Annotated in this window: 14 protein-coding genes; 9 read left to right on the top strand and 5 right to left on the bottom strand. The window is 73.6% G+C overall.

Going from position 1 to position 13859, the window contains the following annotated elements; all coding sequences use genetic code 11:
• Nucleotides 1-3: 3 nt before the first annotated feature.
• Complete coding sequence (locus BLW76_RS34440) at nucleotides 4-1248, bottom strand: CE1 family esterase (RefSeq protein WP_167384839.1); 1245 nt, start codon at nucleotides 1246-1248, stop codon at nucleotides 4-6.
• 313 nt (nucleotides 1249-1561) lie between these two features.
• Here BLW76_RS34440 and BLW76_RS34445 point away from each other — a divergent pair, with 313 nt between their 5' ends.
• Together BLW76_RS34445 and BLW76_RS34450 are read left to right on the top strand one after the other, a co-directional pair.
• A complete protein-coding gene (locus BLW76_RS34445) occupies nucleotides 1562-3178 on the top strand; it encodes a histidine phosphatase family protein (protein WP_167384840.1) in 1617 nt (538 codons plus the stop codon).
• Between the two features lie 9 nt (nucleotides 3179-3187).
• On the top strand, nucleotides 3188-4216 hold the full coding sequence (locus BLW76_RS34450) for a methyltransferase (protein WP_091315415.1): 1029 nt from the start codon (nucleotides 3188-3190) through the stop codon (nucleotides 4214-4216).
• Here the strand turns inward: BLW76_RS34450 and BLW76_RS34455 are convergent.
• Nucleotides 4188-5036, bottom strand: coding sequence for an SCO6745 family protein (locus BLW76_RS34455; RefSeq protein WP_091315418.1), 849 nt, complete (start codon nucleotides 5034-5036; stop codon nucleotides 4188-4190). The two genes, BLW76_RS34450 and BLW76_RS34455, sit on opposite strands and share 29 nt — an antisense overlap.
• A gap of 143 nt (nucleotides 5037-5179) precedes the next feature.
• On the opposite strand from BLW76_RS34455, the gene BLW76_RS34460 reads away from it, so the two are divergent.
• The 3 genes from BLW76_RS34460 to BLW76_RS34470 all read left to right on the top strand — a co-directional run bounded on the left by BLW76_RS34460 (nucleotide 5180) and on the right by BLW76_RS34470 (nucleotide 8021).
• Entirely contained in the window at nucleotides 5180-6694 is a 1515-nt protein-coding gene (locus BLW76_RS34460; RefSeq protein WP_091315420.1) for a glycoside hydrolase domain-containing protein, read from the top strand.
• A complete protein-coding gene (locus tag BLW76_RS34465; RefSeq protein WP_091315423.1) occupies nucleotides 6691-7362 on the top strand; it encodes a hypothetical protein in 672 nt (223 codons plus the stop codon). The genes BLW76_RS34460 and BLW76_RS34465 overlap by 4 nt, the downstream gene beginning before the upstream one ends.
• A gap of 86 nt (nucleotides 7363-7448) precedes the next feature.
• Nucleotides 7449-8021 carry a DM13 domain-containing protein gene (locus tag BLW76_RS34470; protein ID WP_091315425.1) on the top strand — a complete coding sequence of 191 codons (573 nt, stop codon included), beginning with the start codon at nucleotides 7449-7451 and terminating at the stop codon, nucleotides 8019-8021.
• 6 nt (nucleotides 8022-8027) lie between these two features.
• Here BLW76_RS34470 and BLW76_RS34475 read toward each other — a convergent pair whose 3' ends face one another.
• Nucleotides 8028-8579: a TetR/AcrR family transcriptional regulator gene (locus tag BLW76_RS34475; protein ID WP_091315428.1), complete on the bottom strand. Its 552-nt coding sequence runs from the start codon at nucleotides 8577-8579 to the stop codon at nucleotides 8028-8030.
• Between the two features lie 217 nt (nucleotides 8580-8796).
• Between BLW76_RS34475 and BLW76_RS34480 the strand changes: the two genes are divergently transcribed.
• The 3 genes from BLW76_RS34480 to BLW76_RS34490 all read left to right on the top strand — a co-directional run bounded on the left by BLW76_RS34480 (nucleotide 8797) and on the right by BLW76_RS34490 (nucleotide 11698).
• A complete protein-coding gene (locus BLW76_RS34480) occupies nucleotides 8797-9993 on the top strand; it encodes a cytochrome P450 (protein ID WP_091315430.1) in 1197 nt (398 codons plus the stop codon).
• 62 nt (nucleotides 9994-10055) lie between these two features.
• Nucleotides 10056-10730 carry a HEAT repeat domain-containing protein gene (locus BLW76_RS34485; protein WP_091315433.1) on the top strand — a complete coding sequence of 225 codons (675 nt, stop codon included), beginning with the start codon at nucleotides 10056-10058 and terminating at the stop codon, nucleotides 10728-10730.
• Nucleotides 10724-11698 carry a HEAT repeat domain-containing protein gene (locus tag BLW76_RS34490; protein WP_091315436.1) on the top strand — a complete coding sequence of 325 codons (975 nt, stop codon included), beginning with the start codon at nucleotides 10724-10726 and terminating at the stop codon, nucleotides 11696-11698. The genes BLW76_RS34485 and BLW76_RS34490 overlap by 7 nt, the downstream gene beginning before the upstream one ends.
• On the opposite strand, the gene BLW76_RS34495 is transcribed toward BLW76_RS34490, so the two are convergent.
• The gene (locus BLW76_RS34495; RefSeq protein ID WP_091315439.1) at nucleotides 11699-12238 is read right to left on the bottom strand and encodes a CGNR zinc finger domain-containing protein; all 540 of its coding nucleotides are present in this window, start codon (nucleotides 12236-12238) and stop codon (nucleotides 11699-11701) included.
• A gap of 79 nt (nucleotides 12239-12317) precedes the next feature.
• On the opposite strand from BLW76_RS34495, the gene BLW76_RS34500 reads away from it, so the two are divergent.
• Complete coding sequence (locus BLW76_RS34500) at nucleotides 12318-13487, top strand: MFS transporter (RefSeq protein ID WP_091315442.1); 1170 nt, start codon at nucleotides 12318-12320, stop codon at nucleotides 13485-13487.
• On the opposite strand, the gene BLW76_RS34505 is transcribed toward BLW76_RS34500, so the two are convergent.
• Nucleotides 13484-13834, bottom strand: a complete 351-nt coding sequence (locus tag BLW76_RS34505; RefSeq protein WP_091315445.1) for a MerR family transcriptional regulator — start codon at nucleotides 13832-13834, stop codon at nucleotides 13484-13486. The two genes, BLW76_RS34500 and BLW76_RS34505, sit on opposite strands and share 4 nt — an antisense overlap.
• Between the last annotated feature and the right edge of the window lie 25 nt (nucleotides 13835-13859).

Genomic DNA, 13859 nt, shown 5'->3' on the forward strand with positions numbered 1-13859 from the left:
GCCTCACGCGAGGGTGCAGGCCGCACCGTTGAGGGTGAACGCGGTGGGTGCCGCGGTGTTGCCGGTGTGGTTGGCCTGGAAGCCGATGGTGGTCGACGCCCCGGCCGCGATCTCGGCGTTGTAGGCCACGTTCGTCGCCGTCACCTGCCCGGACGACGGTGCATAGCCGGCGCTCCAGCCCGAGGTGATGGTCTGGCCGCCGGGCAGGGTGAACACCAGCGACCAGCCGCTGACCGCGGCCGAGCCGGTGTTCGTGATGGTGATGTTCTCGGTCAGGCCGGTGTTCCACGCGCTGACCACGGCGCCGACCCGGCAGGCCCCGGTGCCCGGCGGCGGGTCGTCGGGCGGCGGGGTGCTGGAACCGAACTGCGAGAAGAACTGCCACACCAGCGCGGGCACCCAGGTCCGCGGCCCGCTGTCGCCGGTCGCCCCGTCCTGCGGCGCGGCGATGTGGCCCTCGTCGAACGCCGCCCACTGCACCGGGTACCCGGCCCGGCAGCCCGCGTAGCTCGTCACGCGGTGGGTGAGGCTGCCCTGCGCCGGCTCGGGCGGGTTCTGCGCCGTGCAGCCGTTGTTGCGGACGAACCTGTCCCGCATCGAACGGCCGCCGGAGATGTTCAGGACGTTGTCCCGGAGGCCGTGCACGCCGAGGTACGCGATGGGCTGGGTGCCCCCGCTGCACCCGCTGAGCACCCCGCCGGACTGGACCGCCACCGCGCGGAACACCGTCGCCCGGGAACACGCCAGCGAGTAGCTCATGGCCGCGCCGTAGCTGAAGCCGAGGGCGAACCGCTGGGTCGTGTCGACGCAGAGATCGCCTTCGATCTGCCGGATGATGTCGTCGACGAAGGTCACGTCCTCGCCGCCGGAGTTCGCCCAGCCGTTGTTGAAGCCCTGTGGTGCCACGAAGATGGCGCTGCTGTTCGCGAGCCGCTGCAGGCCGTAGTACGCCCAGGTCCCCGTCTGCACGGTCCGGCCCGTGTCGACGTCGGTGGACGTGCCGCCGAGCCAGTGGAAGCCGAAGATCAGCCGGTACGGGTGGGTGCGGTCGTAGCCGTCGGGGATCCGCAGGATGTAGTTGCGGCTCTTGCCGCTGGTCTGGATGGTCCGCGTGCCGCTCGTCAACGTCGGGGCCTTGCCGCAGCCCGCCGTCGCGGCCTGCGTCCGCATCGGTTCGCCGGCGGCGGTTCCGCCCGCACCCAGCACGAGGAGCGCGGCGGCCACGGCCACCACGACCTTTCTCATCATCACCTGGCTCCTTCCGGTCGAAACAGTCCGGTCGGGCCGGGAGCGCTCCCAAGCCACGACGATATCGGTCCTCGCGGTGGAGGAGAAGCGTTGCCGCCGTCTTTCAGCCGACTTGCAGCCGGCGCCCGTCCCGAGCGAGCCGGACCGGTGAAGTACGCCATGCCGATTCCGGAAATTACGGATGGCGCGGCGGGGCCCGCCTCCCGAAAACTATCGCCGAGGTCAATCGGCTGGTCGGTCCGCAACGTGGTCAACGGCGATCGAAAGTGCTCTGCCGGCTCTTCCTTGGCGCACCATCACGGAGGCAGCACTGATGGCGATCTACTTCATCCGGCACGGGGAATCCCTGGCCAACGAGCGGAACCTGTTCGCCGGGCGGCAGAACACGCCGCTGACGGACCTGGGGGTGCGGCAGGCCCACCAGGCGGGCCGGCGCGTCGCGGCGATCGGCGTCCGGTTCGACGAAGTGCACGTGTCCCCTTTGGACCGGGCGAAGGACACCGCGCGGATCATCGTGGAGCGGATCGGCACGCCGCGGGTGACCACCGTCGAATCGGCGGAACTCGTCGAACGCGATTTCGGCGTTTTCACCGCGCAGAACAAGAGCCTGGTCAAGAAAAGCGTCGGGTTCCGGGCCTACACCGAGTACTTCCACAGCTGCACCGGCTGCCCGCCCGGTGGCGAGAGCTGGCCGGAGATGTACGAGCGGGTCCGGGACTACTACGAGGCCGTGCTGCTGCCCCGGTCCCGGGCCGGCCGGTCGGTCCTCGTCGTCGCGCACAAGTACGTGGTGGAGATGTTCGCGCTGGTGGTGGCCGGGATCCGCCCCACGGAATACCGCGACCTGAAGATCCCGAACGCCCGCCCGCTGGCCGAGGCCGACCTGCGGTGGATCGCCAGGGCCACGGCCCGGTCGGCCGCCGTCCACGACTTCGGGGAGATCGTCGAGATCCGGTTGCCCGTGCTGGTCGCCGGGGCCGCCGCGCTCGGCGTCCTGGCGCAGCTCGCGGTGCGGGTCCCGGTTCCGCCGCAGGCGTTCTCCGCGGTGCTGGTCTCGTTGCTGGCGATCAGCACGTTCTTCGGCATGCTCCGGCTGCATTCCGGGGCCGTGCGGGGGCTCGGCCGCGGCCTGCGCGTCGCCCTGCCGCTGACCGCCGCGCGCGTCGCGGCCGGCCTGGCACTCGTGTCCCTCTCGCCGGGCACGCCGGGCCTGCTGCTCGGGCTGTTCCTGCTGCTGCCGCCGGCCCTGATCACGCCGACGTTGTCGCTGCTGTGGGACGGCGACTACTTCACGTCGGTGCGGCAGACGGTCGCGGCCTCGCTGGTGCTGCCGGTGGCCCTGCTGCTCGCGCTGTGGCTGCCGCACCGGCTCGCCGGCCTGGACTCCGCGCTGACCGGGTACCTCGGGGTGCTGGCCGGGGCGATGGCGCTGCCCGCGCTGGCGGCCCAGGTGCTGCGCCGTCGCAACCCGATCCGCGCCGGCTCGCTGAGCACGAACTGGAACTGGGTGGGCGGCTTCGCCCTGGTGCCACTGGCCGGGTTCGTCACGTTCGCGCTGACACCGGCCGGCGCGGACCACGCCGGCGCCCACCCCGGCCTGGTGGCGTGCGTGGCCGTCGTGGCCGCCGTGCTGCTCGGCCTGCGGATCGCGAGCGTCGCGTTCGTGCGCTGGCGGAAGCTGCCGGCCCGGGTCGCCCGGGACGTGTTCATCACGCAGAGCACGCCCAACGTCTTCCTGTGGTTCGCCGTCGTGGGCGGGGTCGGCTCCGCGGTCGCGGACGCGGCCACGCTGCTGGCGCCGATCACCGCGTGCGGGTTCTTCGCCGCGATGTTCGTCGACGAGGCGGTGATCGTCCGCCGGTTCACGCGCCGGCTGCGGGCGGCAATGGCCGACGTCGGTCCAGCCGCCCCCGTCGCGGCCGCTGGCTAGCCTGGGGGAATGAGCCGATCGATCATGTCCTTGGCCGATCTGGCCACCCCGATGGCCATCCGGGTGGCCGCAACGCTCGGCCTGGCGGACCACGCGGGCGCGGAGGGCGCGACGGCGGACCGGCTGGCGTCCTTGACCGGGACGTCGGCCGCGGCGCTGAGCCGGCTGCTCGATCACCTGGTGACCGCCGAGGTGTTCGTCCTGGACGCGGAATCCGGCCGCTACCGGCCGACGGACCTCGGCGCCCAGCTGCGGGAAGACGCGCCCGAGGGGGTCAGGCCGCTGCTCGACATCACCTGCGCCGGGGGCCGTGCCGACCTCGCGTTCGTCGACCTCCTCGAGGTGATGACCAGCGGCGAGCCGGCCTACCCCCGCCGGTACGGCCGCGACTTCTGGGCCGACCTCGACGCCGAGCCGAAGCTGCGGACGTCGTTCGACGCCCAGATGAACTGGCGGTTCCGTGCGCACGCACCGCTGATCGCCCGGAACTTCGACTGGAGCCGGTTCCCGGAGATCCTGGACGTGGGCGGCGGCGACGGACCCCTGCTCGTCGAGATCCTGCGGGCCCACCCGGGCGTCCGCGGCCGGATCCTCGACCTGCCGCCCACCGCCGCGGCCGCCGCCGGACGGCTGCGGGCCGCGGGCTTCGCCGACCGGGCGGGTGCGGTGCCCGGCAGCTTCTTCGACCCCCTGCCGCGGGGAGCCGACGCCTACCTGCTGTCCGACATCCTCCACGACTGGGACGACGAGCACGCCCGCAGGATCCTGGTCCGCTGCCGCGAGGCCGCGGCGCCGGAGGCGTCCGTCGTGCTGATCGAGCCGGTGCGCGGCTACGGGGCGAGCACCGCGATCGACCTGTTCATGCTGATGTGCTTCGGCAGCAAGGAAAGGACGGTCGAGGAGCTCACGGAGCTGGCCACCGGCTGCGGGCTCGTCTTCCGCGGCGCGGCCCCGGTGAGCGACGGCCGCTGGGCGCTGGAGTTCACGGTCGCGCCTCCGGCGTGCGCAGCTACTTCCGCGCGGCCGCCCAGGGCATGAGCTGCTCGGCGAGCGCCCGGCTGTACGGACGGACCAGCTCCTGCAGCTCCGCGCACGCCGGCTCGCCGATGTGCGCGTAGGGCGCCACGCTGTTCTCGTCGGTCGCCTTCTCGAGCTCCGCCCGGCGGGCCGCCCCCTCGGGCGTGAACGTCGGCGCGTCGTCACCGGTGAGCCAGTCCCGCTCGCGCAGGCCGGCGACGGCCCGGTTCCAGTCCTCTTCGGACCACGCACGGGACGTGCGCAGGGTTTCGGCCGGGACGGCGCCGGACGCCGCGTGGGTGACGAGGGCTTCGATGCCGTTCAGCCTCGCCGTCAGGAGGGCGGCGATGTGCGCGTCGCCGCGGTATTCGCGGAGCAGGGTCTGCGCGTGCCACAGCACCAGGTGCGGCTCCGCCGGCCACTCCAGGGCCGCGTGGGCGGCGAAGAGCGGGCGGCCGGTGACGTCCCCGGTCACGGCCTCGGCGGCCGCGCGCGCGAGCTCCGCGGCCCGGCGCATCTCCGGCGACTCGATCGCGTCGCCCAGGACCGCGCGCAGCGCCCGGTCGGCCGCCGCGTGGCGGGCGGCCAGGACCGCGGCCGGGTCGGTCGTGGACCAGGCCGTGGCGATCGACGCGTGCACGAGGGCCGGGTTGAAGTTGTAGAAGGTCGCGACCACGACCGGGGCCGGGACCGCCCCGAGCGCCGCCGACCGCGAGGCGAAGTAGCCGGCGCGGCCGGTGAGGCCGAGATCCGCGTAGGCGGCCGCGGCTTCGGGGGCGAAGTAGATCATCCCGTGGTAAGGCTCGAGGATCCGCCAGGTCCGGCGCGCCGCTTCGATCACCCGGCCAACATACCATCCAGTCGGTACGGCGGGGGCGCGCGCCGGCGGCACCCGTCCGCAGCATCAAAACGGTTCCGCGTTCTGCGGAAACCCCCGGTCTCGCCGTGCACCGGCGGGCGGGCGCCGATAGCGTCACGAGCGCCATGACCAGCACTGTCCTTTTTGTACAGCAGTGGCTCAACGCCACCTATCGCGACGTCGCCGGGTACCAGCCGTGCCCCGAAGACGGCGTCCCCGGCCGGGCCACGACGTTCGCGCTGGTCCGCGCACTGCAGCACGAACTCGGGATCGCCCCGCTCGCCGACAACTTCGGCCCGTCGACGCTGGCCGCACTCGACCTTCGCGGCGGCGTGCGGCGCGGCGAACCGGCGTCGAACCTCGTCCGGATCGTCCAATCCGGACTGATCTGCCGGGGCTACGACGTCGCGGCGCTCGACGGCACCTTCGGCAAGGCCACCGACGCGGCGATCACGGCGTTCACCACCGACAGCGGCGCCGCCGCCCCCGCGGACGGCTCGTTCTCGCCAAAACTGCTGAAAGCCCTGCTGTCCCTGGATTCGTACCGGCTCGCCCACGACGGTGACCGGCAGGTCCGCGCGGTCCAGCAGTGGCTCAACGGGCAGTACCCGGCGCGCCGGGACTTCTTCGTCGGCGCCACCGACGGCCGGGTTTCCCGGGACCTCGTCACGGCGGTGTCCTACGCCATCCAGTTCGAGCTGGGCATGACCGACGACAACGCCACCGGCACCTTCGGCCCGGCGACCCGCGCCGGGCTCAAGACGCACCCGGTCGCCGAGGGCGACACCGGCGTCTGGCCCCGGCTGTACACGGCGAGCCTGGTCATGAACGGCTACGGCTCCTTCACCGACGTGTTCGACCCGGGGATCGCCGCGGCGACCCGGCGGTTCCAGGAGTTCGCCGCGCTGGACGTCACCGGACAGGGCGACTTCCCGACCTGGGCGCTGCTGATGGCGTCCAACGGGGACCCGGACGGCCCGGGCGCCGCCTGCGACTGCGCCACCACGATCACGCCCGCCCGCGCCCGGGCGCTGTACGACACCGGCTACCGGCTCGTCGGGCGCTACCTCGACCAGCGGCCGGAAAGCAAGCTGGACAAGAAGATCAAGCCGGGCGAGCTGGACGTCATCTTCGCCGCCGGGCTCAAGGTGTTCCCGATCTCCCAGTACGCCGGCGACAGCCTCGGCTACTTCACCCGCGAGCAGGGCCGGCGGGACGCCGCGGACGCGCACCGGGCGGCCGCCGGGTACGGGTTCCCGCACGGCACGGTGATCTACTTCGCCGTCGACTTCGACGCGACCCGCGCCGACGTCGACGGCAACGTCGTGCCGTACTTCGAAGGCGTCGCCGCCGGGCTGGCCGCGGCCGGGCACCGCTACCGCCACGGGGTCTACGGCGCCCGCGACGTCTGCACCCGGGTCAGCGAGCGCACGCACGCGTGCTTCTCGTTCGTCGCCGGGATGTCCACCGGCTACGCGGGGAACAAGGGGTTCCCGCTCCCGGAGAACTGGGCCTTCAACCAGGTCCAGACGCTCTGGGTGGGCGAGGGCGACGGCCGCATCCAGATCGACAAGAACACCCACCGGCCCGGGAGCGACCCCGGCGTCGCGTCGGTGACGGCCCCGGGAGCGAACGCATGACGACCTTGTCCCGGCGCAGCGTGCTGGCCGGCGGCCTCGGCGTGGCCGGCGCGCTCGGCGTGGCTTCCGGCGGCCTGCTCGGCACCGCGTCCGCCGACGCCGCCGAGCCCGGCTGGTCCGGTGCCGTCAGCCTCAACGGCTGGCCCGTGGTGCCCGCGGTGCCGTCGTTCCCGGTGGAGGGCACCGACCTCGCGGTGGCCGTGCTCCCCGGCGACGTCGCCACCACGCTGCTGCACTGCGCCCGGCGGTTCTGCTACGAACTCGGCGGTTCCCTCGCGCCGGGCGACATCACCGGGCACACGCCCGGCCGCGCGGTGGCGGCCGGGTACGAGAGCAACCACCTGTCCGGGACGGCCATCACGATCCGGCAGTCCGCCTACCCCCGCGGCGCCGCGGGCGGTTTCTTCCCCCAGGAGCTCGTGGTCGTCCGCGACATCCTCGCCGAGTGCGAAGGCGTCGTGCGGTGGGGCGGCGACCTGAGCCCGGTGAAGGAGTCGCACCTGCAGATCGACGTGCCCCCGGGCGACGCGCGCCTGAGCCGGGTGGCGGCCAAGATCGCCGGCTGGAAGCTCGAGCCCGGGGCGGGCGCGGGCAGCGACCTGGACCCGTTCACCGAGCCCCGGCGGGCGACGGCCCGGCTGCTCGCCCGCGCCCAGGGCGCACGTTAGAAATCGGTAACCGCGCGAGCGGCGCCGGATGGGTGTTTCGTCCCGTTGAATGGAGCCTCCCGAGAGCGACGACGGAGGAAGACGAGATGAACCGCACCCGGCGCTGGATCCTGGCCATCGCGGTGACCGGCGTGGTCGCCGTCGCGGCCGGGCTCTACTGGTTCCAGCCGTGGCAGCTGGTGGTGGACGAGACCGTGCAGGAGGACCTGCCCGCCGCCGCCCCGGTGGCCGCCGCGCCGTCGCCGCCCGCTCTGCCGTCGCCGTCCGCTCCGCCATCGACCTCTGCCGCGCCGGCCGCGCCGGCCGAAGTCGCGAGCGGCAGCCTGATCAGCCACGAGCACCGGACCACCGGCACGGTCCGGGTCCTGCGGGCCGCCGACGGGTCGCTCGTGCTGCGCCTGGAGAACCTCGACACCAGCAGTGGCCCCGACGTGCACGTCTGGCTGTCCGACGCGCCGGTGAAGCCGGGCAAGGACGGCTGGCACCTGTTCGACGACGGCAAGTACCTCGACGCGGGCAAGCTCAAGGGCAACAAGGGAAACCAGAACTACCCGCTGCCCGCCGGCACCGACCTCACCGCCTACACGAGCGTGAGCGTCTGGTGCGACCGCTTCAACGTCTCCTTCGGCGCGGCGGAACTGGCCCGGCCCACGGTCTGACCCGCGTCAGTCCCCCGCCACCGAGGTGGCCGCCAGCATGTGGGGCCAGATCGCCGCGCCCATCCGCTCGGGGCTACCGGGGCAGCCGCGGCGCAGCCAGTCGATGACCGTGCCGAGCACGGCTCCGGCGATGAACGCCGCCGCGGGGTCGTCTTCGTCCTCGGCGAAACCGCGCTTGGCGTGGGCGGCGGCCGTGATCCGCTCCAGCAGGTGGTTGATCACCCGGGCGCTGCCGTCCGCGCCGAGCAGCGCGCGGTAGAGGTGCGCGTTATCGGCGACGTGCGCGAAGAACCGGGGCAACGGGTTGGGCACCGGACCGCCGCCGGCCAGCGGGGCCGCCGCGACCAGCTCGTCGAACAGGGCCGTGCACGCACACGCGGCCAGCTCCGCCAGGTCGGTGTAGTGCTCGTAGAACGTCGAGCGGTTGACGCCGGCGCGCTTGGTGACGTCGGAGATCGAAATCTGCGGCAGGTCCCGGTCCGCGATCAGCTCGCGCAGCGCGGCCTCCAGGGCCGCGCGCGAGCGCCGGGTGCGGGGATCGACTGACGGTGCGGGCACCCGCGCATCCTATATTTTCCGACACATGTTGGTTATCCGCCAGTTGTCGGATAGCCTGGCGCACACGTCGTGTCGGTTCTGGCGCGCACCCGCCGGGGAACGTCGGCTACGCGGTCACCCCGCGGCACCGGTTCCCCGCGCCGCCGAGCACCGGGCCCGCACGGCCTACGCCCCTCGTCGCGAGGCACCTCAAGACGGCCACCACCAGGGAGGAACCATGACCACACCGCTTCCGGTCTACCCCGGGACCCGCTCCCCGCGCTGCCCGTTCGACCCGCCCGCCGCCTACGCGGACTGGCGGCGGGCCGACGGCCTGCAGCGGGTCACGCTGTGGAACGGCGCCACCGCCTGGGCGGTGAGCCGGTACGCCGACGTCCGGGCCGTGCTGGCCGATCCCCGGATCAGCGCCGACGCGCGCCGGTTCCCGGAGCTGAACCCGGGCGCCGGGCAGGGGCGGCCGCACGCCTTCCCGCGGATGGACGACCCCGACCACGCCCGGCTGCGCCGCATGCTCACCGGCGAGTTCACCGTGAAGCGCGTCGCCGCGATGCGCCCGCACATCCAGGAGCTGGCCGACCGCTTCCTCGACGCGATGATCGCCCAGGGGCCGCCCGCGGACCTCGTGCGCGACTTCGCGCTGCCGATCCCGTCGCTGGTGATTTCGCTGCTGCTCGGCGTGCCGTACGCCGACCACGAGTTCTTCCAGGCCCACAGCACCACGATGAACCGCGCGGACGCCTCCGCCGAGGAGAAGGGCGCCGCCGGCGCCGCGCTCTTCGGCTACCTGGCCGGGCTGGTGGAGCGCAAGCAGCGGGAGCCGGGCGACGACCTGATCAGCAGGCTGCTCGCCGACCGCGTCGCCACCGGCGAGCTCGCCCCGCAGGACGTCGCCATGAACGGCATGATCCTGCTGTTCGCCGGGCACGAAACCACCGCCAACATGATCGGCCTGGCGACGCTGGCCCTCCTCGAGAACCCGGCCACGGCCACCCGGATCCGGGACACCGACGACCCCGCGGTGATCGCGAACGCCGTCGAGGAGCTGCTGCGCTACCTCTCCATCGCCCAGGACATGATCCTGCGCGTGGCCGCCGAGGACATGACCATCGGCGGGCAGCCGGTCGAGGCCGGCGACCTCCTGACGATCAACCTGCCCGCCGCCAACCGGGACCCCGAGCTGCTCGAGGCGCCCGACACCTTCGACATCGACCGCGTCACCCGCGGCCACCTCGCCTTCGGCCACGGCGTCCACCAGTGCCTCGGCCAGTCACTGGCGCGGGCGGAGCTCCAGCTCGCGCTGCCCGCCCTGCTGCGCCGGCTGCCGACGCTGCGCCTGGCGATCCCCCTGGCGGAGGTCCGGCTCCGCCACGACATGTCCGCCTACGGCGTCCACGAGCTGCCCGTCACCTGGTGAGGGCGCGCGAACGCGGCGCTTGACCTTGACACTGTGACAAGGTCTTCACTGCGGGGGAGGAGGTGGTCACCATCAACCACACAACGGACACCCGGCTGCTCGACGCCCTCGGCGCCGCGAACTCGTCCACCCGGCTCCAGGCGGCGCTCGCCGCGGGCACCCGGCCCGACCCCGCGCTTGCCGACGCGCTCGTGGCCCGGTGCGCGGTCGAGCCGGACTTCTTCGTCCGCGACATGCTGACCTGGGCCCTGACCCGCCTCCCGGCGGACGTCACCGTGCCCAAGCTCGTCGCGGAGCTCGGCTCGGGGCGGGCGCAGGCCCGCAGCCAGGCCCTGCACACGCTGTCCAAGATCGGCGACCGGTCGACGTGGCAGGCGATCACCCGGTCGCTGCTGCACGACCCCGACGACGAGGTCGCGCGCAGCGCCTGGCGCGCGGCCGTCGTGCTCGTGCCGTCCGGCGCGCGGAGCGGGCTGGCCGAGGACCTGGCCACCCAGCTCGGCCGCGGTGACCGGGACGTGCAGCTGAGCCTCAGCCGGGCGCTGGTCGCGCTCGGCGACGTCGTCGAGCCCGCCCTGCGGCGGCGGTTCACGAGCGCCGACCCGGTGGTCCGGGCGCACGCCCGCGCCACGGAACGGCTCCTGCACGACCCGGACGCCGGCTTCGACCTGGCCGTCGACGAGGCGAAGCGGATCGTCGCGCTCGGCCCGGAACGAGCGGCGAACCCGGCGTGCTGATCGGCGAGGTGGCCCGCCGGTCCGGGGTGAGCACGCGGATGCTGCGGCACTACGACTCCCTCGGGCTGGTGCGGCCGACCGGCCGGACCGTCGGCGGCTACCGCGAGTACTCCGAAGCGGACATCCGCCGGATCTTCCACGTCGAAGGCCTGCGCTCGCTCGGCATGTCGCTGCGGCAGATCGGCCAGGCGCTGGCGGATCCGGCCTTCACACCGTCCACTTTGGTCGGTGACCTGATCCGGCGGACCGAAGACCGGCTGAAGCGGGAGCAGGAGCTGCTCGAGCGGCTGCGCGCGATCGACGCCTCGGAGCCGTCCGGCTGGGACGGCGTCCTGCACGTCGTCGGGCTCCTGCACGGGCTCGACTCCCCCGATCCCTCACGCCGTCAGCGGGCCGCACTGGCCCCGGTCGAGGACGTCCCGCTGCTGGCCAAGGCGGTGCTGAGCGAAGCGAACCCGAACGTCGCCGGCGCCCTGCGCTGGGCGCTGGCCCGCGCGGGCGCCGACGGCCTGGCCGGCCTGGCCGCCGGGCTGCGCTCGGACGACGTCGACGTCCGGCGGCGTGCCGTGCTGGCCATCGCCGAGCTGCCCGGCGACGAGGCGACCGCGGTGCTCGCCGGCGCGCTCGCGGACCCGGACCCGGCGGTGCGCCGCCACGCCGCGCTGGCCGCCGGCGGCCGCGGCACGACCGCCGCCGTCCCGGTCCTCGTCGGCATGGTGGCCGACGGCACCAACGACGTCGAAGCGGCGGAAGTACTGGGCACCCTCGCGGGGGACGCCGGACTCGGCGAGCGGATCGTGCACGCGCTGGCCGACGAGCTCGCCGGGCCGCCGGCCGTGCGGATCCGCGTGGCGCAGGCCCTCGCCGAGCTGCCGGGAACCGCCGCTCAGGACGCCCTGCGGCGCCTCGGCGACGACGAGGACGCGGCGGTCGCGCTCATCGCCTCGGCGCTGGCCGGGGAGCGCTGATCACCGCACCGCGGAATCCTTCGCTCGATAAGTCGACTTTTTCGCCTGGTTGCCGCACACCTCCATCGAGCACCACCGCCGCGTTCCCGGGCGGGAGGTGTCCAGGAACAACGCCCCGCACCGCGGCCCCGCGCACCGCCGCACCCGGGCGAACTCCGGGGAGGTCACCAGCTCCAGCGCGTCCCGGGCCAGCAGGGCCAGCATCGCCGACGCGGGATCCGCGGCCTGCCACCGCAGTTCGCCCGACGGCGTGAGCGACGGCGCCGGGACCGGCAGTGCCGCGAACCGGTTGAGCCGTTGCCGCGTCGAGGGACGCACCGACGCCGTCAGCAGCTCGTGGATCGCCTCGCGGACCGCGCGGGCGTCCTCGGCCGACGCCGGGCGGACCGGGGTCGCGAACGGGCCGAACCGGTCGATCCACGCACCCCAGGCCGCCGCGTCCGGCAGTTCCTCCGTCTCCGACGGCGTCCCCCGGTACCGCAGTGTCCGGATGAAGTCGAGGCACCGGCGGCCCGCTCCCGAGCGGAATCTCTCCGTCATACGGGTCACAGTACGCGGGAACCAGTTTGACTGGTACCGTCGGGAACCGATCAAACCGGTTCCACGATCTGGGGGCACGATGACCGAGACCGAGCAGAAGGCCCCGCCCGGCTGGCTCGTGCTGCTGCTGGCCGTCTCCTGTGGACTGACCGTCGCCAACCTCTACTACGCCCAGCCGCTGCTCGCCGAGCTGCGGCAGACGTTCGGCGTCGGGGAGGCCGCGGCCGGCGGGGTCGTCACGGCCACCCAGATCGGGTACGCCGCCGGGATGCTGCTGCTCGTCCCGCTCGGCGACCGGCTCGAGAACCGCGGGCTCGTCGCGACGCTGCTCGCCGTCGCCTGCGCCGGGCTGGTCGGCACCGGGGTCGCGCCCGGGTTCGCCGTGCTGCTCATTGCCTCGCTGGCCGTCGGGGCGGCGTCGGTCGTCGTGCAGATCCTCATCCCGTTCGCCGCCGACCTCTCCCCCGACGCCATCCGCGGCCGGATCGTCGGGCGGGTCGTCAGCGGGCTGCTCTTCGGGATCCTGCTCTCCCGCGTGGTCGCCAGCCTGCTCGCCGAGGTGACCAGCTGGCGCGTGGTGTTCCTGATCTCGGCCGGGGCGATGGCCGCGCTCGCCGTCGTGCTGCGCTTCATCCTGCCGCCCCGGGCACCCAAGACCGACGTCCGGTACGGCGAGCTGCTCCGCTCGACGTTCGCGATGGCCCGGAAGTACCCGGCCCTGCGCCACCGCGCCCTCTACCAGTCGGCGATGTTCGGGGCGTTCAGCGCGTTCTGGACGACCATCGCGTTCGTCCTCACCGCGCCGCCGTTCAACTACTCCCAGCTGGGCGTGGGTCTTTTCGCGCTGGCGGGCGCGGCCGGGGCGGCAGTGGCGCCGCTGGCCGGGCGCTGGTCGGACCACGGCCACGGCCGCCGGCTCACCGCGGGCGCGTTCGTGCTCTGCGCCGCCGCCTTCGCGCTGGCGGGGTTCGGCGCGCACAGCGTCATCCTGCTGGCGATCGCCGCGATCGCCATCGACACGGCGGTCCAGGCGACGCTGGTGACCGGCCAGCACGTGATCTACCAGCTCGACCCGGCGGCCCGCGCCCGCGTCAACAGCGTGTACCTGGGCACGTTCTTCATCGGCGGCGCAATCGGTTCCCAGGCGGGATCGATCGCCTACCACCTGGGCGGCTGGACGGCGGTCGTCGTGTTCGCCGGCGTGCTGCCGCTGCTCGGCCTGGCCGGGATGACCCGCACCCGCGTCTAGCGCCGGTCGCCGATGATCGTGTCGAGGTTGGCGCGGGTGGTTTCCAGCTCGCCGATCGCCGCGTCGAGCCGGCTCCGCTGCTGCCGCAGCGCGTCGGCGAGCTCCGGGCAGTCCGGCGTCAACCAGCCGTCCTCGTCGACGAGGCACGGCAGGACCTCCAGGATCTGCGCGGTGTTCAGCCCGGCCGCGAGCAGGATCCTGATCCGCCGCACCGCCGCCACGTCGGCCTCGCCGTAGACGCGGTAGCCGCTGGGCCGCCGCTCCGGCGTCAGCAGGCCCTGCTTTTCGTAGTACCGCAGTGCGCGTTCGCTGACGCCCGTGCGCCGGGCGAGCTCCCCGATCCGCATCCGCACCCCCGGACTTGACTCTGAC

Origin of the sequence: Amycolatopsis tolypomycina (assembly GCF_900105945.1) — a bacterium.
GTDB classification, from domain to species: Bacteria; Actinomycetota; Actinomycetes; order Mycobacteriales; family Pseudonocardiaceae; genus Amycolatopsis; species Amycolatopsis tolypomycina.

What these genes read in the sequence shown, in the direction of transcription:
- BLW76_RS34440 (WP_167384839.1), bottom strand. Translation starts at nt 1,248, where the DNA reads ATGATGAGAAAGGTCGTGGTGGCCGTGGCCGCCGCGCTCCTCGTGCTG.
- BLW76_RS34445 (WP_167384840.1), top strand. Translation starts at nt 1,562, where the DNA reads ATGGCGATCTACTTCATCCGGCACGGGGAATCCCTGGCCAACGAGCGG.
- BLW76_RS34450 (WP_091315415.1), top strand. Translation starts at nt 3,188, where the DNA reads ATGAGCCGATCGATCATGTCCTTGGCCGATCTGGCCACCCCGATGGCC.
- BLW76_RS34460 (WP_091315420.1), top strand. Translation starts at nt 5,180, where the DNA reads ATGACCAGCACTGTCCTTTTTGTACAGCAGTGGCTCAACGCCACCTAT.
- BLW76_RS34465 (WP_091315423.1), top strand. Translation starts at nt 6,691, where the DNA reads ATGACGACCTTGTCCCGGCGCAGCGTGCTGGCCGGCGGCCTCGGCGTG.
- BLW76_RS34470 (WP_091315425.1), top strand. Translation starts at nt 7,449, where the DNA reads ATGAACCGCACCCGGCGCTGGATCCTGGCCATCGCGGTGACCGGCGTG.
- BLW76_RS34480 (WP_091315430.1), top strand. Translation starts at nt 8,797, where the DNA reads ATGACCACACCGCTTCCGGTCTACCCCGGGACCCGCTCCCCGCGCTGC.
- BLW76_RS34495 (WP_091315439.1), bottom strand. Translation starts at nt 12,238, where the DNA reads ATGACGGAGAGATTCCGCTCGGGAGCGGGCCGCCGGTGCCTCGACTTC.
- BLW76_RS34500 (WP_091315442.1), top strand. Translation starts at nt 12,318, where the DNA reads ATGACCGAGACCGAGCAGAAGGCCCCGCCCGGCTGGCTCGTGCTGCTG.
- BLW76_RS34505 (WP_091315445.1), bottom strand. Translation starts at nt 13,834, where the DNA reads ATGCGGATCGGGGAGCTCGCCCGGCGCACGGGCGTCAGCGAACGCGCA.